This is a genomic window from Streptomyces kanamyceticus (assembly GCF_008704495.1).
GTDB lineage: Bacteria > Actinomycetota > Actinomycetes > Streptomycetales > Streptomycetaceae > Streptomyces > Streptomyces kanamyceticus.
Genome location: NZ_CP023699.1, coordinates 1,133,102 through 1,154,611, shown reverse-complemented (window position 1 = coordinate 1,154,611; position 21,510 = coordinate 1,133,102). Strand labels below are relative to the sequence as shown.

The window sequence follows — 21,510 nt, the reverse complement described above, 5'->3', positions numbered from 1 at the left end:
GGGGCTACGCCGCCCGCAAGTCGTTCTCCGACAGGCCCAGTTCACGGGCCAGGGCGGCGTCGGCCCAGGCCCGCGTCCTGGCGCGGGACACCGCGCCGTCGTACGCCGTCATCTGCACGGCGAGCCCGTCGAGCAGCGCGGTGAGCCGCAGGGCCGCGCCCTTCGGATCCGCGCAGCGGAACTCGCCCGTGGCCGTGCCCTCCTCGATGACCTCGGCGAGCGCGGCCTTCCACTGCTGGTCGAGGTCGCGCGTGACCGCCCGCAGCGCGGCCGACCAGCCCTCTATCAACAGGCGCCAGCCCTTGGCCTGCCCGGTCGGCGCGTACCAGCGCACGGCCGCGCGCAGCCTGCGCAGCGCGGAGGTGCGGCGGGTGAGGATCCCGCGCAGCCGCGCCAGGTCGGCCCGCGCCGCGTGCTCGAAGGCCGCGGCGACGAGCCGCTCCTTGGTCGAGAAGTGGTACAGGACCAGCGCGTTGCTCACCCCGAGCGACGCGGCGACATCGGCGATGCGCACGGCGGCGACTCCCCGCGCCTCGATCTGTTCGACGGTGGCGGCGAGGAGTTCCGCCCGACGCTCCGCCACGCTCAGCCGCACCCCAGTCACGCCGTGCACCCTACCCACGCGCGCGTGCGCCACCCGAATCGGCGTTCGCTCACCCGGTGACCCGGCCCTGTGCACCCCGTGCGTCCCGCAGGTCGCAGGAGTCCTTGAAGCCCTGGCTGGTGAGGCCGAGCGCGGAGTTGAAGCGCGAGCGGTAGTTCTCCATGGCGATCATCGCGGTCAGCTCGACGAAGGCGGGCTCGCCGAGGCGGATGCGTAGCCGTTCGGCGAGGTCGTCGTCGACGGTCGGCGGGTTCGCGGTCATCGCCTCCGCGTACTCCATGACGTCCCGCTCCAGCGGGGTGTACGCGTCGCTGTCGCGCCAGGCGGGCACGTCGTGCAGCTTGCGCACGTCCATGCCGTGCTTGTGCCCCTCCCAGAATCCGAAGTCCATGCACCAGGAGCAGCCGATCGAGGCGGCGGACGCCATCACGGCCAGCTGCTTGAGGCCGGCGTCCAGCTTGTTCCACTTCGCCAGGCTCTGCTCGAAGCGGAGGTAGGACCAGAGGGCGCGCGGGTTGTGGGCCAGGGCCTTGCCCGGGTCGAGGACCTTTCCGTAGACGCGCTTGGAGTACCACTCCATGATCCGGAAGAGGAGCGTGCGGCGCGGGGTGAGCGAGATGCGGGCCATGGGGGCCACCTCCGAGGTCGTACGTCGTACGTCGTACGTCGTACGTGGTGTCGTGCTCCGGTGCCGTTCACCGGGTACTGATGCGACGGATGGCGGGGCTCGGAATGTGACATCCGGGCAGGCACCCCCTGGAAGCAGCCGTAACGGCCCCCTCGGAGCGGCCGCTGTCGGAGGCCTTGGACATAATGGTGTGGCCTATCCACCCCCCTTCAGGAGGTCCCGTGTCCCGGTCCCTGATTCCCGGGCTGCGCTCCCTGCGGCCCGCCGCCTTCGGAGCGGATCCGACGGGTGCGCGGATGGCGCGGATCCGCAGGTCCCCGAACTTCTCCGTCGCGGAGGGCACGTTCCAGAACCCCGTCGGGGCGCGGACCAGGCCGACCGGGTCGACCGCGGAGTTCGCGAAGATCTACTTCCGCAAGGAGGAGCGCGTGCGGCGCGGCCCCACCGGCACGGTCCCGGTGCACGCCACGACCCTCGCCGACCTGGCGAGGCCACCGGCCGACGGGCTGCGGGTCACCTGGATGGGGCACTCCAGCGTTCTCGTCGAGATCGACGGGCGCCGGGTGCTCATCGACCCGGTCTGGGGCGAGCGCTGCTCGCCGTTCGCCTTCGCGGGGCCCAAGCGGCTGCACCCGGTGCCGGTGCCCCTCGACGCGCTCGGCCCGGTCGACGCCGTGGTGATCTCGCACGATCACTACGACCACCTGGACATGCCGACGATCAAGGCCCTGGCCGGTACGGACACGGTGTTCGCGGTGCCGCTGGGCGTCGGCGCCCACCTGGAGCGCTGGGGCGTGCCCGCCGAGCGGCTGCACGAGCTGGACTGGCACGAGTCGGCGAAGGTGGCGGACCTGACCCTGACGGCCACGCCCGCGCGGCACTTCTGCGGCCGTGGCCTGCGCAATCAGCAGCACACGCTGTGGGCGTCCTGGGTGGTCGCGGGGCCCGAGCACCGGGTGTACCACAGCGGGGACACCGGCTATATGCCTGATACACCACAGAGCGCGGCCAGCTTCAGCAGCATCGGTGCGGCTCACGGGCCCTTTGACGTCACCATGATCCAGATCGGCGCCTACAGCGATTTCTGGCCCGACATCCACATGACTCCGCAGGAGGGCATGCGGGCCCATCTGGATCTCCAGGGCGGGCGGCCGCAGGGCGTCATGCTGCCGATCCACTGGGGCACCTTCAACCTCGCCCCGCACCCGTGGTCGGAGCCCGGCGAGGGCAGCCTCGCCGCCGCGCGCGACGAAGGGGCCAGGATCGCGCTGCCCTGCCCCGGCGAGCCGTTCGAGCCCGGGTCGGACGCGGTGCCCGGTGTGCCGTGGTGGCGGGGCGTCGCGGTAGTGCCGGACGGCGGCTGGGCCACCGGCGCCGAGGCGGCCGCGGCGAGCGGGGAGCCCGAGGCGGCGCCGGTCGGATAACCCCCGGCGCCCTGTGCCTCCCGCGACGGAGGAGGCACGGCGCGCCATACCCGCACGTGGGTCGGCCCGGACGGTGGGCCGCCCGCCGTGCTTGCCCCCGCGATGGCCGACCGCTGACGGCCCCGGGTCAACTCGCCGTACGCGGTGGAGGGTTCTTCGAGAGCCGCGCGTTGACGCCGTGCCCCGCCCGGGTCGTGACGGCCGACGGGTCGACGTACGGGGGCGGCGCGAGGGCGCTCGTCCGGAGCGAATACCCGGCGTACGCACGGCAGTAGCCGTCTGAGCCCTCCCGCCGCCAGGCGGCGCGCCGTCGGCCCCCGAACGAGGCGGGAATCGGACCTGCGTACGAGGCTAATCGGACCCCCGTGCGAGGCGTCATACCAGAGCGGGACTCGGCCCGGCTGACTTTGTCAACTGCCCACCGCACATGATGCGTTGCCGACTACCGTGAGTGGCCGTCGGGCGACGCAGGGATCACATCGCGGACCTGCCGACCGGCACGGCGATGCCGCAATCAGCAGTCGGGCCGACCCCTGGACCCCCGTCGCAACGTACCGAGGACGCAGATGTCTCACCTACGCGCACCCGCCGCACGCGCAGACCGCCGTGAGGGCGGGCGGCACGGCAGGCCGGGCAGCCGTGCCGCCACGCTGCCCGAGACCCACATACGGCCCCAGCTGCTGCGCATCGCGGTGCTGCCCGCCGTCGCGGTGGGGCTGAGCGCCTGCGCGGCCGTCCTGTTCACGCTCCGCTCGACCGGCACGCGGCCGGGCCCCGCCCTGCTGGCCGTGCTCGCCGCCGCCACCGTGGTCGGGCTCTCCGGCATCGTGATCGCCGCGGTGGCCGCCGACCGCGCCGCGCGGGCCCTGCGCGACCGGGTCGGCACGCTGCGCCGCGCCACCGCGCGCGGCCAGGCCGACCTGCGCGGCGTCGTGGAGAAGCTGCGCCGCGGCGACCAGCCGCCCGCCCCCAGACCGGCCCGCCGCACCCGCCCGGGCGGCGACGAATTCGACCTGCTCTCCGACGAGTTGAACCGCGCTCACGACTCCGCCGTCGACGCCGTCGTACAGGCGGCCCAGCTCTCCAGCCAGGCGGGCAGCGAACAGAAGGTCGAGGTCTTCGTCAACCTCGCCCGGCGCCTGCAGTCGCTGGTGCACCGCGAGATCTCCCTGCTCGACGAGATGGAGAGCGAGGTCGAGGACCCCGAGCTGCTCAAGGGCCTCTTCCACGTCGACCACCTGGCGACCCGCATCCGCAGGCACGCCGAGAACCTCGCCGTGCTCGGCGGCGCCGTCTCGCGCCGCCAGTGGAGCAATCCGGTCTCCATGACGGAGGTGATGCGCTCCGCGATCGCCGAGGTCGAGCAGTACTCACGGGTCAAGCTGGTGCCGCCGATCGACGGCACGCTGCGCGGGCACGCGGTGGCCGACGTCATCCACCTGCTCGCCGAACTCGTCGAGAACGCCACCGTGTTCTCCGCGCCGCACACCCAAGTGCTGCTCCGCGCCAACCTCGTGACCGCGGGACTCGCCGTCGAGGTGGAGGACCGGGGCCTGGGCATGCCCCTCGCCGAGCAGAGCAGGATGAACCGGCTGCTCGCCGACCCCGACCAGGTCAATGTCGCAAGGCTGCTGCAGGACGGGCGGATCGGCCTCTTCGTGGTCTCCGCGCTCGCCCGCAGACACGGCGTCGCGGTCCGGCTGCAGACCAACATCTACGGCGGTGTGCAGGCCGTACTGATCGTCCCGCAGGAACTGCTCGGCGCCGAGCAGCAGATGGAGCCCGCCGAGCGGCGGCGCCCGGCGGCCGAGGCGGCGGCGCGGGGGGCAGCCGCCCCCGGGGACGTACGACGGGACGCGCCCATGCCGTCGCCGGGCGGGGCGCCCGACGGCGCACCTCCGCGGCACGACGCCCGGGCCGCGCCCGCCGCTGCCGCCACTCCCGTCGCTCCTGTCACACACGCCGCGCATGCCGCCCCCGCTCCGGCCCCCGCCCCACCGGCCCAGCCGGTAGCGACCGCCGTACCGCCGCACCAGGACCTGCCCGGGCGCGGCGGCGACGGTGCGGGACCCGCCCCGCTGCCCGTACGCGGAGCACGCGGCGCGCGGCCGACGCCCGCCGACGCCGTGCCCGGCATCCGGCCCACGGACCGGCCCGCCGCCGACGAGCACGCGGGCGCGCTCCCGACCCCCCGCAACGGCGGCGCCGTGCGCGGCCGGGTCGGCAAGCCCCAACTCCCCAAGCGGCGCGCCCAGGAGCACCTCGCGCCCCAGCTGCGCGACGCCCCCGCGCCGCGCCCCGACGCGGAGCACCCCGTCGGCCACGACCCGGGCCTGATGGCCGCGTTCCAGCGCGGCATCGGCCTCGCCCAGGCACAGGACGTCCGCGATCCCACTCCCGGGGGGCGCGGGTCCGGCGTCCCGCACGACGGGAGCGAACACGGCGGCTGACCCGCGCACCACCACGCCCGATCACCCCCCACCACTGCTGCCGAGGCGGAGCGCCGACGCAGACCTACGTACGTTCGTACCCCCAAGGAGTCGATCCACCATGGCGAGCGATGTGCCGACCGGCCATGTATCCGATCTCGACTGGCTGATGAGCGGCCTCGTCCAGCGCGTGCCGCACACCCACAGCGCCGTTCTGCTCTCCTCCGACGGACTCGTGAAGTCGGTGCACGGCCTCGACCAGGACAGCGCCGACCACATGGCGGCCCTCGCCTCGGGGCTCTACTCGCTGGGACGCAGCGCGGGCATCCGCTTCGGGGACGGCGGGGACGTCCGCCAGGTCGTCGTGGAGCTGGACTCCACCCTCCTGTTCGTCTCCACCGCGGGCTCGGGTACCTGTCTCGCCGTGCTCGCGGGCCGGGACGCGGACGCGGCCGTCCTCGGGTACGAGATGGCGATGCTGGTCAAGAGCGTGCGCCCGTACCTGATCACCGCGCCCCGGCAGCCCGCCGGGGAACCCGCTCCGATGAGGAACTGAGCATGGCGGCCCCGCACGACGGGCCCTGGCTCGACGACGCCGCGGGGCGGCTCGTCCGCCCCTACACGGTCAGCAACGGGCGGACCAGGCCGACCAGCCAACTCGACCTGCTCTCCCAGGTGATGGCCACCGGGGCGGCCCCCATCGGCTACCTCGGACCCGAACACACCACGGCCATAGGTCTGTGCGAGGCGCCCAGATCGGTCGCCGAGATCGCGGCGCAGCTGAAACTGCCCGCGGTCGTCACCAAAGTGATCCTCTCGGATCTCATCGACTGCGGGGCCCTCACCACGAAGGCTCCGGACTTCTACCACAACCCCACTGACCGGTCCTTGTTGGAGGCAGTGCTCGATGGATTACGACGACAGCTCTGACCCCTTCCCCACCGCACTGAAAATCTTGGTCGCCGGTGGCTTCGGGGTCGGCAAGACGACCTTCGTGGGCGCGGTCAGCGAGATCGCGCCGCTGAGCACGGAGGAGTTGCTCACCACGGTCAGCGAGGCCACCGACGACCTTTCGGGCGTGGAGAACAAGACCACGACGACCGTCGCCATGGACTTTGGACGGATCACGCTCGACCCGCAGCACGTGCTGTACCTCTTCGGCACGCCCGGCCAGGAGCGCTTCTGGTTCATGTGGGACGAGCTCTCCGAAGGCGCGCTCGGCGCGGTGGTGCTCGCCGACACACGGCGCCTCGAGGACTGCTTCGCCGCCGTGGACTTCTTCGAACAGCGCGGCATGGGCTTCATCGTGGCGATCAACGAGTTCGACGGCGCCCACCGCTACGAGCCCGACGAGGTCCGCTCCGCCATCGACCTCGACCCCCACGTGCCCGTGGTGCGCTGCGACGCGCGGATCTCCAGCTCCGGGATCCAGACGCTCCTGACCCTCGTCAAGCACCTGCTCAACCATGCCCCCGCGCCGAGCTATGGAGCACACACGTGATGTACGACCCGACCGCGCACCTGTTACTCACCCCCGTCGACAAGGAGGCACCCGCGCGGGTGCGGCGGTTGCGCGGTCTCGGGCTCGGACAGCGTCCGGACCCGGCCCTCGACCGGTTCGCCGACCGGCTCGCCGAGCTGACCGGGGCGCCCTACTCCATGGTCAACTTCCTCGGCGAGGACCGGCAGTTCTTCGCGGGCCTGCACACCCCCCAGGGCCCGGTCGGGGACGACTGCCGGTTCATGGCCCGCGACCACGGCTACTGCCCGCACGTGGTGGCGCGCCGCAAGGCCCTCGTCCTGGAGGACGTCCGCGACTATCCGCGGTTCGCGGGCAATCCCGTGGTGGACGAGGTCGGCATCCGCTCCTATCTGGGGGCACCGCTCATCGACCGTACGGGCGTGGTGCTCGGCACGGTCTGTGTCGTCGACGTCGAGCCGCGGCCCTGGGGGCGGGCCGGACTCGACACGATCAAGACGATGGCCGCCGATCTCGTCGGACAGATCCACCGCCGTGAGGACGGCGGGATCTGACCGTGCTCACAGGCGCAGTTCGGCCCCGTCGGGGAAGCGGACACGGACGTCGCCGTCGTCGTCGACGGCGCAGCTGACGGAGTCGCGCAGCGCCTGCGGCTCGACCGTGTCACCGGACAGCGCGACGAGCGTGACGTGCACGCTGTCGGCGCCGGGGCGGGCGGCGCACGACAGGAACGGGGTCGCCGAGTGCGGTCCGTACGCGTTGGCCGCCACCTCGCGGGCGATCCCGGCCTGTTCGTCCCAGCCGTGCAGCGCGACCACGGCGCTGGTCAGCCCCGACTCCGTACGCGTCAGGGCCCAGCCGGGGCCGAGTTCGGCGTGCGGCCGCGTCGCGTCGGCCACCGGGTGCCCGCCCTCGCGGACGGCGAGCTCCGCGGGGGCCCGCACGCGGTGTACGCGGATCTCCCACGGACCGTGCAGCGCGCTGGTCGTCCGGATGGGAAACTCGCCGTCCTGGTGCGGAAGTTGTGCGTCGTGCCGGGAAGACGCGATGCGGCCCTCGCAGGTCAGCGGGTGGATGCGGCGGCGGCGCGAGGCGGTGCCGTCCGGTGCGACGAGGGCGAAGTGGCCGTCCACGGCGCGCTCCCACGCGCGCGTGGCCGTCTCCGGGGCGGTCGCCGTGGAGTAGGCGAACTTGGCGTAGTGCGGGTCGTCCTGGGCGGGGCCTTCGAGGGGATTGTGGTCGCTGCCGTGGTTGACCAGGCGGACGATGCCGTCGTGCCGCGTGCCGTGAAGGAGCCAGCCCGGCTGGGGGAGCGCCGTGTAACGGTCGGACTCCTCGACGGGCAGCGGCACTTCGCGCGCGGTCCACACCGGGTGGTCGGCGGGGAGCAGCAGGCCGAGGAAGCCCTTGCTCGCCCAGTACGGCGATGCCGGGCCCGAGTACGCCTGGGTGGTGGAGAGGAACGTGCCGTACCAGCCGAGCGGCAGCAGACCCCGCTCGTCGGGGACGCCGCGCTCCACGAAGTGCCGTGCCGTGCCGGAGGCGAGCCGCCGGGTCAGTCCCGGCGCGAGCGGGGTGCACTCCGCGAGGGCGCCCATCCACACGGGCGCCGCGGCGGCGAACCGGTACGTCAGGGACCGGCCCTGGTGGACGGGGGCGCCGTCGCCGCCGAAGAAGTGCGGGTAGGTGGTGAGGAACTGGGTGAGACGCTCGCGGTAGACCTCGCCGCGGCCGCCGTCGTCCGTACCGGCCATGCGCGCCCACAGCAGCGGGTACAGGTGCATCGCCCAGCCGATGTAGTAGTCGAAGTTGCGTCCGTCGCCGTCGCTGTACCAGCCGTCGCCGCGGTACCAGTCCTCGATGCGGTCCAGGCCGCCGTCGATGTCCGACTGGCTGTACGGGGCGCCGACCGAGGCGAGGAACTGCTCCGAGACCACCTGGAAGAGCCGCCAGTTGTTGTCCCAGGTCTTGCCGCCGACGAACCCGGAGAACCAGTCGACCACCCGCTCCTGGACCCGCGTATCGAGCTTGTCCCAGATCCAGGGGCGGGTCTCGTGCAGCCCGATGGCGATCGAGGCGGCCTCCACCATCTGCTGGGAGCAGTCGGTGAGTTCGGGCCACGCCTCGCCGCTATCGCGGTCCGTGCCCGTTGTCAGACCCCGCGCGTAGCGTTCTACGAGGCGGGGATCCACCTCGCCGCCCGCTCCGGCGATCCGGAACGAGACGAGGAGGAATGACCGTGCGTACCCTTCGAGGCCGTCCGACACGACCCCCGACCAGCTGTTGCGTCCCGGCAGGCGGTACTGCGCGAAGCCCGGTGTCGCGTAGGGGACGAGTGCGGCCAACTGCCGGTCGGCGAGCGCCTCCCAGTGCGCCCTGGTCCAGCCGGTGAGCGGGGACAGGACGCGGTCGGTGGGCGGCAGGTGCAGGTGCGGTGCGGGCATGGGGTCCGTAACTCCTTGCGGGGTGATGCGGGTCGGGTGACCCTATGCGCGGTAGGTGCTCGCGTCGACGGCGCCGGGCGGTGGTATTCAGACCAGCTCCGCGGCATGCGTACGACCCCGGGAGCCGCCGACCTGGACGGTGACCACAGGACGCCGCCCCGGCCGCACGGCCACCGTGTCGTCCGCACGGACCACCTTCCGCACCGGAAACGGCAGTTCGACGGCGAGAGAAGTCTCCGTACGCCCCGGGTCGGCGACGGCCAGGGACACCCCCCGGTGCGAGCGCCGCACAAGAACCGTTCCGGGCCCGGAGACGGAGAGCCCTCCGACGCGGCCGGGCCCCCAGAAGTGCGCGGCCAGCACCCCGTCGCGCCGCGCCTCGACGGCCTGAACGACGTCGTTGGCGACGACCCGCACGGGCCGGGTGCGCGCCCACGCCGCCGTCGCCGCAGCGCTCGCGCCGGGCAGCAGGACGTACGCGTACGAGGCGTCGACCGGAGAGACACCGTGGTCGAACCAGAGCGTCAGATAGCGGCGTGTCACCGGAGAGGCGCTGCCGCCCGTGTCCGCGCCAGTGTTGATGTCGCGCCAGGCACCCGTGCGCTCCTCACGCAGGGCGCGCAGGCCGTGATCGTCGGCCCGGCCGGGAAAGTCGGGGAAGACGTATCCGCCGGTGCCGTCGAGATGGGCCCACCGGGCCCTTTCGAACCGCGCCGACCAGCCGTCACGGCCCGGCTGCCCGCGTCCGTCCACGGTCAGCCGCCGCGCGGGCCCGCCGAGGTGCAGATTGCGGTTCTCGACGACCGTCTCGACCGTGCGTCCTTCGCTCGCTCCGATGCCCGCGCCGAGTGCGACGACCGCGTTGTCGAGGCAGAACCACGCCTTGCGGGCCCGCAGGGTGCTGCCCTCGGCGAGCAGTTCCATGGCGGACGCGCCGTACCGGCCTTCGAGGACCGCGCCGCCCGCCACGGCGTTCTTGGGCCGGTACGTCCCGGTGCCGCCGCCGGTGCCGATGTCGTCCCGCGCGCGGGTGTCCACGGTCGTGCCCGGGAGGCGGTAGGGATCGACGGTCGCCCAGAAGGCGTCGCCGAACTGTCCGAGGTCGTCGCCGTCGTACAGATAGCTCATGCCGTCGCCCGTGTACCAGCCGTGCAGGTTCTCGCCGTTGCCCGCCTCGTAGGCGGCGATCCGCTTCGAGGAGAGCGAGAGGGCGAGCGCCCAGCCGGGCCGCCGGTGCACCACCCGGTCCATGCTGGTGAACGCGTGGTGCCCGGTGATGCGGTCCGCGGCTGGGACGGCGGGGTCGTCGAGGACGGCCTTGGCTCGGGCGATCGCGGGGATGCCGACCAGGCCGGGGTAGGGGGTGACCTTGTTGCGCCGGATCCAGCCCTTGGCGAGCGCGCGCCAGCGTTCGGCGTACGGGGCGGGGGCGCCGGAGGCCAGCTTCAGGATGTGGGAGAGCGTCGCCGCCCCGTCGTCGTGGTCGCGGGCGCGCTCCCTGGATATCGCCCGGCCGCGCACGGCGTCCATCATCAGCCCGTCGAAGACCACGGGCGAGAACGTCCGCTCCACCGCCTCGTACAGGACGGACGTCTTGGGGTCGGTGACCGCCCAGGCGGAGTCCGCGAGCAGCGCGATGAGCTGGCCGACGCCGCCGAGCAGGACACTGCCGTACGTCCCCGTGTACGCGACGGAGCCGTGCTGCACGAACGAACCGTCCTCGTAGAAGCCGTCGCCCGAAGTGACGTACTGGAAAAGGCTGTTGCGGCCGCCGTCCCTGATGTCGGAGAGGCCGTCGCGGGCGAGCGCCACCGTGGCCGCGTCACGGGCGAGCAGTCCGCGCAGGGCCACGATGACGGCTTTGTCGGCACGGTTGGCGCCGGTCTCGGCGAGGGAGGGGGAGTTGGTGCGGCGATCAGGATCCGGACAGAACCGCGCGACGGCCGCGGTGTAGGCGGCCAATTCGTCGGCGGGCAGCCGTGCCCGGAGCAGGACACAGGTGTCCATGAGGGCGCGGGGCGCGCCGATCTCCCAGAACCACCAGTTGCCGGACTCGGGGCGGCCGGGGTGGTAGGCGGTGGAGTGCAGGAAGCGCAGCGCGTCGAGGAGGGCGTCGGCGGTCTCCGCGCTGTCGCTGAGCGAGGTGCCCGGCGTGGCCCAGGCGGTGGCGAGGGTGCGCAGCCGGGTGTAGCTCTGGCCGAAGTTGCCGGGCTCCGTGGCGGGGGAGAGGTCGGCCCACAGCGCGGTCCTGCCCGTACTGCGGTCCAACTGCCGCCACCAGTCCGACGCCTGGGTGTCGAGGGCCGTGAGGGCCGCGGCGAAGTCAGGGTCGGCCGCGTCGAAGGCACCGCCGGTGAGCTGTTCGGCGGCGCGGGCCAGCAACGTGTCGTAGGAGGCGTCATACGCGTCGTCGCGGGGCGCGCCGCCCCACGCCGTACCGCCCGTGGCCGACGACACGGCGACGGCGGCCGCGCCCGCCACGAGGAGCGTGCGGCGTCTTGGCCCCTGCCCGGTGGAGTCGGAGACAGGAGTGGGCATGCGAACTCCCAGAGGTGTCGGAGGCACACGAGGCGATCCCGCGACAGCATGTAAGCGGTTGCTATGACGCGCAAGAGGGTCCGGGATCTTTCTACGTTCTTTCTGTCCTGCCAGGGGAGTGCGCGCGCCTGGCCTTGCATAAACCGCTTTCTATCGAAGGCGATCTCACGAGGGCGAACGTGCCGCCACCGAGTCGCGTACGACGATGTGCGTGCCGAGCCGCACCCCGCCGTCGACCGGCGGCCGCCACGCGTCGGACTCCGCGTCGGGCACCGCGCTGCGCACCGCCTGCCGGCCCATCTCCTCCAGCGGTACGTGCACGGTGGTGAGCCGGGGCCGCAGGGTCGCCGCCGCGGGCACGTCGTCGTACCCGACCAGCGAGATGTCGTCGGGCACGCGCAGCCCGGCCTCCTCGATGGCCCCCAGCGCCCCGATCGCCACCATGTCGTTCGCCGCGAAGACCGCGCTGAACTCCAGCCCCGAGGCGAGGAGTTCGGCCAGTCTGCGATGGCCGAAGGCCGGGCTGAACGCCCCGGTGTGCACCAGTTCGGGGGCCGCGGGCAGGCCGCGCAGCGCCAGCGCCCTGCGGTGCCCGGCGAGCCGGTCGTGGGTGGTGGAGAGGTTCGGCGGGCCGCCCAGGTAGAGGACGCGCTCGTGCCCCTGCGTGAGCAGGTGGTCGGTGAGGGCGAACGCGCCGCCCTCGTTGTCGTACTCCACCGACAGCGTCGGCACGTCGCGCCCCACCGACGGCCTGCCGCACAGGACGAGCCTGGCCCCGCCCGCGTGCAGGCTCCGTGCCCTGCGGGCGACTTCACGGGCGTACGCACGGTCCTGGTGCGCGCCGCCGACCAGGACGACCGCGTCCGCGCGCTGCTCGTGAAGGAGGTCGACGAAGGCGAGTTCGCGCCGCGGGTCGCCGTGGGAGCAGCAGACCATGCAGAGCCGCCCCGCCTCGGAGGCCGCCCGTTCCACGCCGCGGGCGATGTGGGCGAAGAACGGGTCGACGACGTCGTGCACGATGATGCCGACCGTGCGGTTGGAGGTGCCCGCGAGGGCGCGGGCGTGCGCGTTGACCACGTAGCCGAGTTCGGTCACTGCCGCGTGGACGCGAGCCCGGGTGGGGCCTGCCACGGGGTAGTTGCCGTTGAGCACCCGCGAGACGGTGGCTGACGAGACGTTGGCTCGCGCCGCGACGTCGGTGATCGTTGCCCGTCGGCGACGTGTCGGTTCCGTGCCCTCCGTTGTTGCGTCTGCCATGTTCCGTCTCTTTCCGGTGCGGGTTCGTCGTGGCTTGTCGCGCCCACGCGGCGGAGCCGCAAATGTCGCAGCCCCGCGCCCTGACGGGGCCCGGACCTCCCCGATGTTGACGGTAAGCGTGTACTGAGAATGACTCTGATACCAGAGAGTCGGTGAGGAAAATCCAAGATACCTGGGAGCTCTGGGTGTTGACGGCGACAGTAAGCGATTACTACGTTGCCGCCCCATGGCTGAGAAAAGGACCCGAACCGTGCGTGCCGCCATCGCTACGGCGGCCGCGGCCGCCACCCTCGCGCTCGCCGCCCCCGCCCAGGCCACCCCCTTCACCTCCACGCCCTTCACGCCGACCCCCGGCTCGGACGGCGTGGGCGACCCGCTGTTCCCGACGCTCGGCAACGGCGGCTACGACGTCCGCCACTACGACCTCTCCTTCGACTTCACGCCCGTCACCTACGACTTCGCCGCCACCATGAAGATCCGGGCGAGAGCCACCCAGGACCTGTCGTCCTTCAACCTCGACGTCGACTCCCTCGCCGTCGACCGGGTCACCGTGAACGGCGCGCCCGCCACCTGGGCGACCGGCCCCGGCCAGACCGGCCAGGAGCTCACCGTCACCCCCGCCCGGGCGCTGCGCGAGCGCCGCTCCTTCGACGTCGAGGTGACGTACCACGGCAACGGCAAGACGAAGCCGATCGGCCAGCCCGGCTGGCGGTACATGTCCGACGGCGGCTTCGCCTCGGCCGCCCAGGCGTCGCGCGCCGACACCTTCGCGCCGGTCAACGACCATCCGTCCGACAAGGCGACGTGGACCTTCCACCTCACCGCACCCAAGGGCTGGACGCCCGCGGCCAACGGCGACCTCACCGGGCGGCGCGGCGCGCCCGGCGCCAAGGAGACCTGGGACTTCGCCCTCAAGTCCCCGATGGCCCCTGAGCTGTTGGGGATCTCCGTCAACAAGCAGAGCTACGTCTACGGGCGCGGCCCGCACGGCGTGAAGCTGCGCCACCTCGTGCCCGAGGACCAGTTGGCGAAGTACCGCCCGATCGTCGAGGAGACCGGCGGGCAGCTCGCCTGGCTGGAGAAGACCCTCGGCGTGCGCTACCCCTTCGACACCTACGGCGTGCAGATCGTGCGCGACGGCTACGGCGACGCCCTGGAGAACCAGACCCTCTCCCTCTTCGGCCCCGGCTGGTTCGAGCGCCCCACCTACTCCACCACCATGGTCCACGAGCTGACCCACCAGTGGTTCGGCGACTCCGTCACCCCCGCGACCTGGCAGGACGCCTGGCTGAACGAGGGGCCCGCCGTCTACTACGCGGCCGTGTGGGCGGACCAGAGGGGGTTCAAGGCCATCGAGGAGAAGATGAAGGCCGCGTACGAGAAGCTCGACGCGGTCCGCAAGAGCGAAGGACCGCCCGGCAAGCCCACCGGGCTCGGCGGCTTCAACATCTACGACGGAGCCGCCGTCTCTCTCTACGCCCTCCAACAGCGGCTCGGGCAGGACGAGTTCGACGCCGTCATGAAGGCGTGGCTGACCAAGTACCGGCACGGCAACGCCTCCACCAAGGACTTCGTCGACAACGCGGTCAAGGTGACGGGGGACGCGTCCGTCCGCACCTTCCTGAACCACTGGCTGTTCGACCTCGACAACCCGCCCATGCCGGGCCACCCGGACTGGGGCGTCACCCCGTGAGGCGCCGCCCCGCCGCCCTCGCGGCGGCCCTCGTCACCGTGGCGCTCGGCGCTCTGCTCACCCCGGCGGCCGCGGCCGCGCCCGCGCCGCACGTCCTGCACGTGGCACCGCGCGGCAGCGGCGACGCGTGCTCCATGGCACGCCCCTGCTCGCCGACCGCCGCGCGGGACGCCGCACGGGACATCGCGGACCGGGACGTACGCGTCGAACTGGCCGACGGCACCTACGCGTTGACCGAGCCCCTGACGCTGGGCGAGGCCGACTCGGGGCGTGCCGGTCGCGCCGTCACCTGGACCGCTGCCCCCGGCGCCGACCCCGTCCTGTCCGGTGGCCGGGAGATCAAGGGGTGGACCAGGAACCAGGACGGGACCTGGACCGCCACCGCCCCCGAAGGCGTCGCCCCGCGCCAGCTGTTCGTGGACGGCCGCCGGGCGCAGCGCGCACGGGGCGCGGCCTGTCCCGCCGCCACCTGCGACGCGACGAAGACCGGGATGACGGGCGCGATCGCCTCGGGCGTCGCCGCCTGGCAGCGGCCCACCGGCGCGGAGGCGGTCATCAAGGTCCGCTGGCGCGACTACCACTGCCGCGTCACCGGCGTCCGAGGGGACAACCTCACCTTCGCCCAGCCGTGTTGGGCCAATTCCGCGAGCGGCACCGACCGCACGGGCCCCGCCTGGGACTCCACCACCGTCGACTCCGCCCGCTACCACGGCGTCGCCTTCTTCGAGAACGCCCGCGAACTCCTCGACGAACCGGGCGAGTTCGTGTGGGACGCCGAGGACAGGACCGTCACCTACCTGCCGCGCGCGGGCGAGAACCCGCGCCGCGCGCGCATGGTCACCCCGGTCACCGAGCGGCTCATGGTCATCGACGGCGCCCACGACGTGCGCGTCGACGGCATCGACTTCGCGTACGCCGCCTACCGTCAGCCCGGCACCGACGAGGGCTACGCGGGCACCCAGGCGGGCCTCAGCCTCACCGGGACCACCGGGCCCGTCGACCACGCGGGCCGCTACTACACCAAACCGGCCGCGGCCCTCACCGTGCGCGGAGGGCGCCAAGTGAGCGTCACCCGAGCCGAGTTCACCCATCTCGCGGGCGCGGGCGTCATCCTGGAGGAGGGCACCAAGGACTCGTCCGTCACCCGCTCCCGCTTCACGGACCTGTCGTCGGGCGCCGCCTACATCGGCGACACCGAGCCGGACCCGGAGCCCGCGCTCGCGGGGGAGCGCAACACCGTCGCGTACAACACCATCCGGCGCACCGGAGTCGAGTACACGGACTCCGTGGGCATCTGGGCGGGGTACGAGGCGGAGCTGAGCGTCGACCACAACACCCTAGAAGAGCTGCCCTACTCGGGGATCTCGGTCGGCTGGGGCTGGAACCAGCCCGAGGCGAGAGAGTCCGTCCTGCGCGACAACCGCGTCACCGCCAACCGGATCACCGACGTGATGCGCGTCGAGCACGACCAGCACGACGGCGGCGCCGTCTACACCCAGGGCGCGCAGCCGGGCACGCTCGTCGCGGGGAACTACATCAACCGCTCGGCGTACGGCAACACCGAGCGCGACGGCAACGGCATCTACCTGGACGAGCAGTCGTCACACATCCGCGTCGAGGGCAACGTGCTGACCAGGCTCGGCTACAAGTGGGTCTCCAACTGGGCGGACTACGGCATCCGGAACCACGCCACGGGCAACTGGACCGACACCGACGCACCTGCCCTGACCGGCACCGGGTCCACCATGAAGGACAACCGCACGAAGCTCGACCGGCTGCCCGCCGAAGCGCTCGCCGTGGCCCGGCGCGCGGGCGCCCACCCGGGTCCCGTCGAACAGCTGCGCCCCGACCTCGCCCGCGCGGGCACCGCGTCGCAGTCCTCCACGGACGGCGCCGCCGGAGCCTCGTACGCCCTCGACGGGGACACCTCGACCGACACCCGCACGCTCGCCGAGCCGGGTGCCTGGTGGCAGGTCGACCTCGGCGCCGTCCGGCGGGTGCGCCAGGTCGAGGTGTGGAACGCCGCGGCGATGACCACGGCGGACTTCGACGTCCAGCTGTCGCGGACCGCGGACTTCGCCGACGCCACCACCCGGCAGGTGCGGGGGAAGGCGCTGCGTCCCACGCTGCTGGAATTCACCGGGGGCGATACGGCCAGGTTCGTACGGATCAGGCTCACCGGCACCGGGCGGGTGGGCCTCGCGCACGTGCTCGTCCACCCGTAGAGATCGGGGTGCCGTCCGGCTGCCCGGCCTCTCGACACGGGCGGCCGGGGCCGGATAGATAAGGATCAAGCTCGGCCACCCACCGGCATCGAGCCCAGCACCCGCACCGGCACCCGCAACACCGGCACAAGCGAAGGAAGTTCCATGACCGACCTCCGTCTCGGCGTTCTCGGCTACGGGCTGCGCGGCTCGCTCGCCCGTACCGCCCACCGGCCGGGAGAGGGCTCGCGCGTCACCGCCCTGGCCGACCACGACGCCACCGCACGGGCCGGGGCCGCCGTGGCCTTCCCCGGCGCGCTGATATCCAGCGACCACCGCAAGGTCGTCGAGGACCCGGACGTCGACGCGATCGTCGTCCTCACGCCCGACCACACCCACGCGGCCCTCGCCTGCGAGGCGCTGCGCGAAGGCAAGCCCGTCTTCGTCGAGAAGCCGCTGGAGACGAGCGTCGAGGCGTGCGACGAGATCCTGCGCACCGCGTACGAGACCGGCACGCGCCTGTACGTCGGGCACAACATGCGACACATGCCCGTGGTCCGGCTGATGCGCGACATCATCGAGCGTGGTGAGATCGGCGCGGTCAAGACCGTCTGGGTGCGGCACTTCGTCGGCTACGGCGGCGACTGGTACTTCAAGGACTGGCACGCCGAACGGCAGCACACCACCGGCCTGTTGCTGCAGAAGGGCGCCCACGACATCGACGTCCTGCACTGGCTCGCGAACGGCTACACGCGCCGGGTGCAGGCACTCGGGGACCTCATGGTCTACGGCGACAATCCGCACCGCCGCGCGCCGGGCGAGCCCAAGACGGACGACTGGTACACCAAGGAAGGACACTGGCCGCCGCACACCCAGCGCGACCTGAACCCCGTCATCGACGTCGAGGACGTGTCGCTGGTCAACATGCGCCTGGACAACGGGGTGTTGGCGGCCTACCAGCAGTGCCACTTCACGCCCGACTACTGGCGCAACTACACCGTCATCGGCGATGCGGGGCGCCTGGAGAACTTCGGCGACGGGCCCGGGGGAGTGGTCAAGGTGTGGAACTCCCGCCGGTCCTCCTACCGGGGAGAGGCGGACGCCGAGTACCCGGTGCCGGACGCGCAGGACGACGGCGGGCACGGTGGCGCCGACCCGCTGCTCGTCGACGAGTTCGTCCGCTTCGTCCGCGCGGGCGGGCGCACCGACACCTCGCCCGTCGCGGCGCGGATGGCCGTGGCGGCGGGGGCGGGGGCGACCCAGTCGCTGCGGGACGGCGGGACGCCGCGCGAGGTGCCCGCGCTCGACCCGGAGCTGATCGCCTACTTCGAACGCGGTCAGATCCGCTGACGCGCCGTTCTGACGCGGGGGCCTGAAGGAAAGCTGCGGCGGCGCTTAAGAAATCCTCGATGGACCGGGGCGCCGCCGTAGGGAAGATTCCTGTGTCGTCGGAGGAAGAAGCGACGTACGACGACAGGAGCCGTGGCGTTGAAGGCGCTGGTCAAGGAGAAGGCGGAGCCGGGACTCCGGCTGATGGACGTACCGGAGCCGGAGATCGGCCACGGAGACGTCCTGATCAAGGTGCTCCGCACCGGGATCTGCGGCACCGATCTGCACATCCGGGCCTGGGACGGCTGGGCACAGCAGACGATCGCCGCGCCGCTGGTCGTCGGGCACGAGTTCGTCGGCGAGGTCGTCGAGACCGGCCGTGACGTCGCGGACATCAAGGCCGGCGACCTGGTCAGCGGCGAGGGCCACCTGGTCTGCGGCAAGTGCCGCAACTGCCTGGCCGGGCGGCGGCACCTGTGCCGCGCCACCGTCGGACTCGGCGTCGGAAGGGACGGCGCCTTCGCGGAGTACGTCGCGCTGCCCGCGACCAACGTCTGGGTGCACCGCGTCCCGGTGGACCTGGACGTGGCCGCGATCTTCGACCCGTTCGGCAACGCCGTGCACACCGCGCTCTCCTTCCCGCTGGTCGGCGAGGACGTGCTGATCACCGGGGCCGGGCCGATCGGCCTGATGGCGGCGGCCGTCGCCCGGCACGCGGGCGCCCGCAACATCATGATCACCGACGTCAGCGAGGAGCGCCTCGAACTGGCCCGCAAGACCGGTGTCACGCTCGCGCTCAACGTCGCCGAGACCCCGATCGCCGAGGGGCAGCGCACCCTCGGGCTCCGTGAGGGCTTCGACATCGGCCTGGAGATGTCCGGCAACCCGCGCGCGATGCGCGACATGGTCGCCAACATGACCCACGGCGGCAGGATCGCCATGCTCGGACTGCCCGCCGAGGAGTTCGCGGTCGACTGGTCCCGGATCGTCACCTCGATGATCACGATCAAGGGCATCTACGGCCGCGAGATGTTCGAGACCTGGTACGCGATGTCCGTGCTGCTCGAAGGGGGACTCGACCTGGCCCCCGTGATCACCGGCCGGTACGGCCACCGTGACTTCGAGGCCGCCTTCGACGACGCGGCCAGCGGCCGCGGCGGCAAGGTCATCCTCGACTGGACCTCCTGACGCCCTCGCCGCCCGCTGAACTCCCTTAAGGAATTACGCATGTTCGACTCCGTACGCGCAGACCTCCAGGCCACCCTCGACGAGATCGTCGCCGCCGGACTGCACAAGCCCGAGCGCGTCATCGGCACCCCGCAGTCCGCCACCGTCGCGGTGACCGCGGGCGGCCGCCCCGGTGAGGTCCTCAACTTCTGCGCGAACAACTACCTCGGTCTCGCCGACCACCCCGAGGTCGTCGCCGCGGCCCACGAGGCGCTCGACCGCTGGGGCTACGGCATGGCGTCCGTCCGCTTCATCTGCGGTACGCAGGAGGTGCACAAGGAGCTGGAGGCGCGCCTGTCCGCGTTCCTCGGCCAGGAGGACACGATCCTCTACTCCTCCTGCTTCGACGCCAACGGCGGCGTCTTCGAGACGCTGCTCGGCGCCGAGGACGCGGTGATCTCCGACGCGCTCAACCACGCGTCGATCATCGACGGCATCCGCCTGTCCAAGGCCCGCCGCTTCCGCTACGCCAACCGCGACATGGCCGAGCTGGAGAAGCAGCTCAAGGAGGCCACCGAGGGCGGCGCCCGGCGCAAGCTGATCGTCACCGACGGCGTCTTCTCCATGGACGGCTACGTCGCCCCGCTCGCCGACATCTGCGACCTCGCCGAGCGCTACGACGCGATGGTCATGGTCGACGACTCGCACGCCGTCGGCTTCGTGGGCCCCGGCGGGCGCGGCACCCCCGAGCTGCACGGCGTCATGGACCGCGTCGACATCATCACGGGCACCCTGGGCAAGGCGCTCGGCGGCGCGTCCGGCGGCTACGTCGCGGCCCGCGCGGAGATCGTCGCACTGCTGCGCCAGCGCTCGCGTCCCTACCTCTTCTCGAACACGCTCGCCCCAGTGATCGCGGCGGCCTCGCTCAAGGTCATCGACCTCCTCGAGTCGGCCGGTGACCTGCGCGAACAGCTCGCCGCCAATACGGCCCTGTTCCGCTCGCGGATGACCGAGGAGGGCTTCGACATCCTGCCCGGCGACCACGCCATCGCCCCCGTCATGATCGGCGACGCGTCGGTCGCGGGCCGCATGGCCGAGCTCCTCCTGGAGCGCGGCGTGTACGTGATCGGCTTCTCGTACCCGGTGGTGCCGCAGGGGGCGGCGCGGATCCGCGTGCAGCTGTCGGCCGCGCACTCGACGGAGGACGTCAACCGGGCGGTCGACGCGTTCGTCGCCGCGCGGGCCGAGCTGGACGTGTAGGGGCCGCACCGGGCTCCCCTCGGCCCGCCCGGTTGCCCGTCCGCGGGGCGGTGGGGGCTTGGCGCGCGGTTCCCCGCGCCCCTTCGGGGCTCTCGTGGGCTCACCGGTACGGATGTGCCGTCCGGTGAGGGAGAATCGTCCGCATGATCGAGGCACGGCGGCTGCACATCCTCCGTGCGGTGGCTGACCACCGCACGGTCACGGCCGCTGCCGCGGCCCTCTACCTCACGCCGTCCGCGGTGTCCCAGCAGCTCACCGCCCTGGAGCAGGAGACGGGACACCGCCTGGTGGAGCGCTCGGCGCGCGGCGTGCGCCTGACCGCGGCGGGGGAGATCCTGCTGACGCACACCAACGCGGTCCTCGCCCAGCTGGAGCGCGCCGAGGCGGAGCTCGCCGCGTACAGCTCGGGCGAGGCGGGGACCGTGACCGTGGCGTCCTTCGCCACCGGCATCGGCCTGGTCGTCGGCCCCGCGCTCGCCCGCCTCGCGGTCTCCGCGCCCGGGATCAGGGTCAGGGTCCAGGACGCGGAGGGTGACGCGAGCCTGCCGATGGTGCTCGACCGGCAGGTCGACGTGGCCGTCGCCGTGGAGTATCGGGGAGCGCCCGGCGCCGACGACCCGCGCCTGACCCGCGTCCCGCTCTACGCCGAGCCCTTCGACGCGGTGCTCCCGGTCGGCCACCGGCTCGCGGCCGCCGAACGCGTCGCGCTCGCCGAACTGGCCAAGGACGCGTGGATCGGCCCCTTCGCGGGCAACCCCTGCCACGACGTGGTGGTCCTCGCCTGCGAGCAGGCCGGGTTCCAGCCGCTCCTTGAGCATTGGTCGGACGACTTCCGCGCGGTGGTGGCGCTCGCGTCGGCGGGCGCGGGCGTCGCCCTCGTGCCCCGCTCGGCGCTGCGGGGCATGGAGGTGCCCGGCGTGGTCGTACGCCCCGTCGAGGGCGCGGCTCCCACGCGCAGGGTGTTCGCCGCGGTGCGCTGCGGCGCGGAGGAGCATCCGCTGATCCGCCCGGTGCTCGAGGCGCTGGGGGAAGCGGCGGGGTAGGGCGGGAAGC

General features: G+C 72.6%; 17 protein-coding genes. 12 read left to right on the top strand and 5 right to left on the bottom strand.

Going from position 1 to position 21,510, the window contains the following annotated elements:
• Window positions 1-4: 4 nt before the first annotated feature.
• Window positions 5-604 carry a TetR/AcrR family transcriptional regulator gene (locus tag CP970_RS04190; RefSeq protein ID WP_107098890.1) on the bottom strand — a complete coding sequence of 200 codons (600 nt, stop codon included), beginning with the start codon at window positions 602-604 and terminating at the stop codon, window positions 5-7.
• Window positions 605-653: 49 nt separating this feature from the next.
• A complete protein-coding gene (locus CP970_RS04185) occupies window positions 654-1,232 on the bottom strand; it encodes a carboxymuconolactone decarboxylase family protein (protein ID WP_055545819.1) in 579 nt (192 codons plus the stop codon).
• Between the two features lie 185 nt (window positions 1,233-1,417).
• Here CP970_RS04185 and CP970_RS04180 point away from each other — a divergent pair, with 185 nt between their 5' ends.
• The 6 genes from CP970_RS04180 to CP970_RS04155 all read left to right on the top strand — a co-directional run bounded on the left by CP970_RS04180 (window position 1,418) and on the right by CP970_RS04155 (window position 7,119).
• Window positions 1,418-2,656 carry an MBL fold metallo-hydrolase gene (locus tag CP970_RS04180; RefSeq protein ID WP_055545820.1) on the top strand — a complete coding sequence of 413 codons (1,239 nt, stop codon included), beginning with the start codon at window positions 1,418-1,420 and terminating at the stop codon, window positions 2,654-2,656.
• Window positions 2,657-3,222: 566 nt separating this feature from the next.
• Window positions 3,223-5,106, top strand: a complete 1,884-nt coding sequence (locus CP970_RS04175) for a sensor histidine kinase (protein ID WP_150492977.1) — start codon at window positions 3,223-3,225, stop codon at window positions 5,104-5,106.
• 100 nt (window positions 5,107-5,206) lie between these two features.
• The gene (locus CP970_RS04170; RefSeq protein ID WP_055552651.1) at window positions 5,207-5,641 is read left to right on the top strand and encodes a roadblock/LC7 domain-containing protein; all 435 of its coding nucleotides are present in this window, start codon (window positions 5,207-5,209) and stop codon (window positions 5,639-5,641) included.
• A 2-nt stretch (window positions 5,642-5,643) separates the two neighbouring features.
• Window positions 5,644-6,015: a DUF742 domain-containing protein gene (locus CP970_RS04165; protein ID WP_055552649.1), complete on the top strand. Its 372-nt coding sequence runs from the start codon at window positions 5,644-5,646 to the stop codon at window positions 6,013-6,015.
• Window positions 5,993-6,586 (top strand): GTP-binding protein, encoded by a 594-nt coding sequence (locus CP970_RS04160; RefSeq protein ID WP_055552646.1) that lies wholly within the window; start codon window positions 5,993-5,995, stop codon window positions 6,584-6,586. Before CP970_RS04165 ends, CP970_RS04160 begins: the two co-directional genes overlap by 23 nt.
• On the top strand, window positions 6,583-7,119 hold the full coding sequence (locus CP970_RS04155) for a GAF domain-containing protein (RefSeq protein WP_055552644.1): 537 nt from the start codon (window positions 6,583-6,585) through the stop codon (window positions 7,117-7,119). The genes CP970_RS04160 and CP970_RS04155 overlap by 4 nt, the downstream gene beginning before the upstream one ends.
• A 6-nt stretch (window positions 7,120-7,125) precedes the next feature.
• Here the strand turns inward: CP970_RS04155 and CP970_RS04150 are convergent, their stop codons facing one another.
• The 3 genes from CP970_RS04150 to CP970_RS04140 form a co-directional block, all read right to left on the bottom strand.
• On the bottom strand, window positions 7,126-9,009 hold the full coding sequence (locus tag CP970_RS04150; RefSeq protein WP_055552642.1) for a DUF2264 domain-containing protein: 1,884 nt from the start codon (window positions 9,007-9,009) through the stop codon (window positions 7,126-7,128).
• Window positions 9,010-9,096: 87 nt separating this feature from the next.
• Entirely contained in the window at window positions 9,097-11,547 is a 2,451-nt protein-coding gene (locus CP970_RS04145) for a polysaccharide lyase 8 family protein (protein ID WP_079043827.1), read from the bottom strand.
• Window positions 11,548-11,712: 165 nt separating this feature from the next.
• Complete coding sequence (locus tag CP970_RS04140) at window positions 11,713-12,804, bottom strand: LacI family DNA-binding transcriptional regulator (RefSeq protein ID WP_055552640.1); 1,092 nt, start codon at window positions 12,802-12,804, stop codon at window positions 11,713-11,715.
• A gap of 250 nt (window positions 12,805-13,054) precedes the next feature.
• Here CP970_RS04140 and CP970_RS04135 point away from each other — a divergent pair, with 250 nt between their 5' ends.
• From CP970_RS04135 to CP970_RS04110, 6 genes are all read left to right on the top strand, one after another.
• On the top strand, window positions 13,055-14,497 hold the full coding sequence (locus tag CP970_RS04135) for a M1 family metallopeptidase (protein ID WP_224058208.1): 1,443 nt from the start codon (window positions 13,055-13,057) through the stop codon (window positions 14,495-14,497).
• A complete protein-coding gene (locus CP970_RS04130) occupies window positions 14,494-16,722 on the top strand; it encodes a galactose-binding domain-containing protein (RefSeq protein WP_398654557.1) in 2,229 nt (742 codons plus the stop codon). Before CP970_RS04135 ends, CP970_RS04130 begins: the two co-directional genes overlap by 4 nt.
• 144 nt (window positions 16,723-16,866) lie before the next feature.
• Window positions 16,867-18,051 carry a Gfo/Idh/MocA family protein gene (locus CP970_RS04125; RefSeq protein ID WP_055552108.1) on the top strand — a complete coding sequence of 395 codons (1,185 nt, stop codon included), beginning with the start codon at window positions 16,867-16,869 and terminating at the stop codon, window positions 18,049-18,051.
• Between the two features lie 138 nt (window positions 18,052-18,189).
• Window positions 18,190-19,218: an L-threonine 3-dehydrogenase gene (tdh, locus tag CP970_RS04120; protein ID WP_055552106.1), complete on the top strand. Its 1,029-nt coding sequence runs from the start codon at window positions 18,190-18,192 to the stop codon at window positions 19,216-19,218.
• Window positions 19,219-19,257: 39 nt separating this feature from the next.
• A complete protein-coding gene (locus CP970_RS04115) occupies window positions 19,258-20,457 on the top strand; it encodes a glycine C-acetyltransferase (protein WP_055552103.1) in 1,200 nt (399 codons plus the stop codon).
• Between the two features lie 143 nt (window positions 20,458-20,600).
• On the top strand, window positions 20,601-21,500 hold the full coding sequence (locus tag CP970_RS04110) for a LysR family transcriptional regulator (protein WP_055552100.1): 900 nt from the start codon (window positions 20,601-20,603) through the stop codon (window positions 21,498-21,500).
• The last annotated feature ends 10 nt before the right edge of the window (window positions 21,501-21,510 follow it).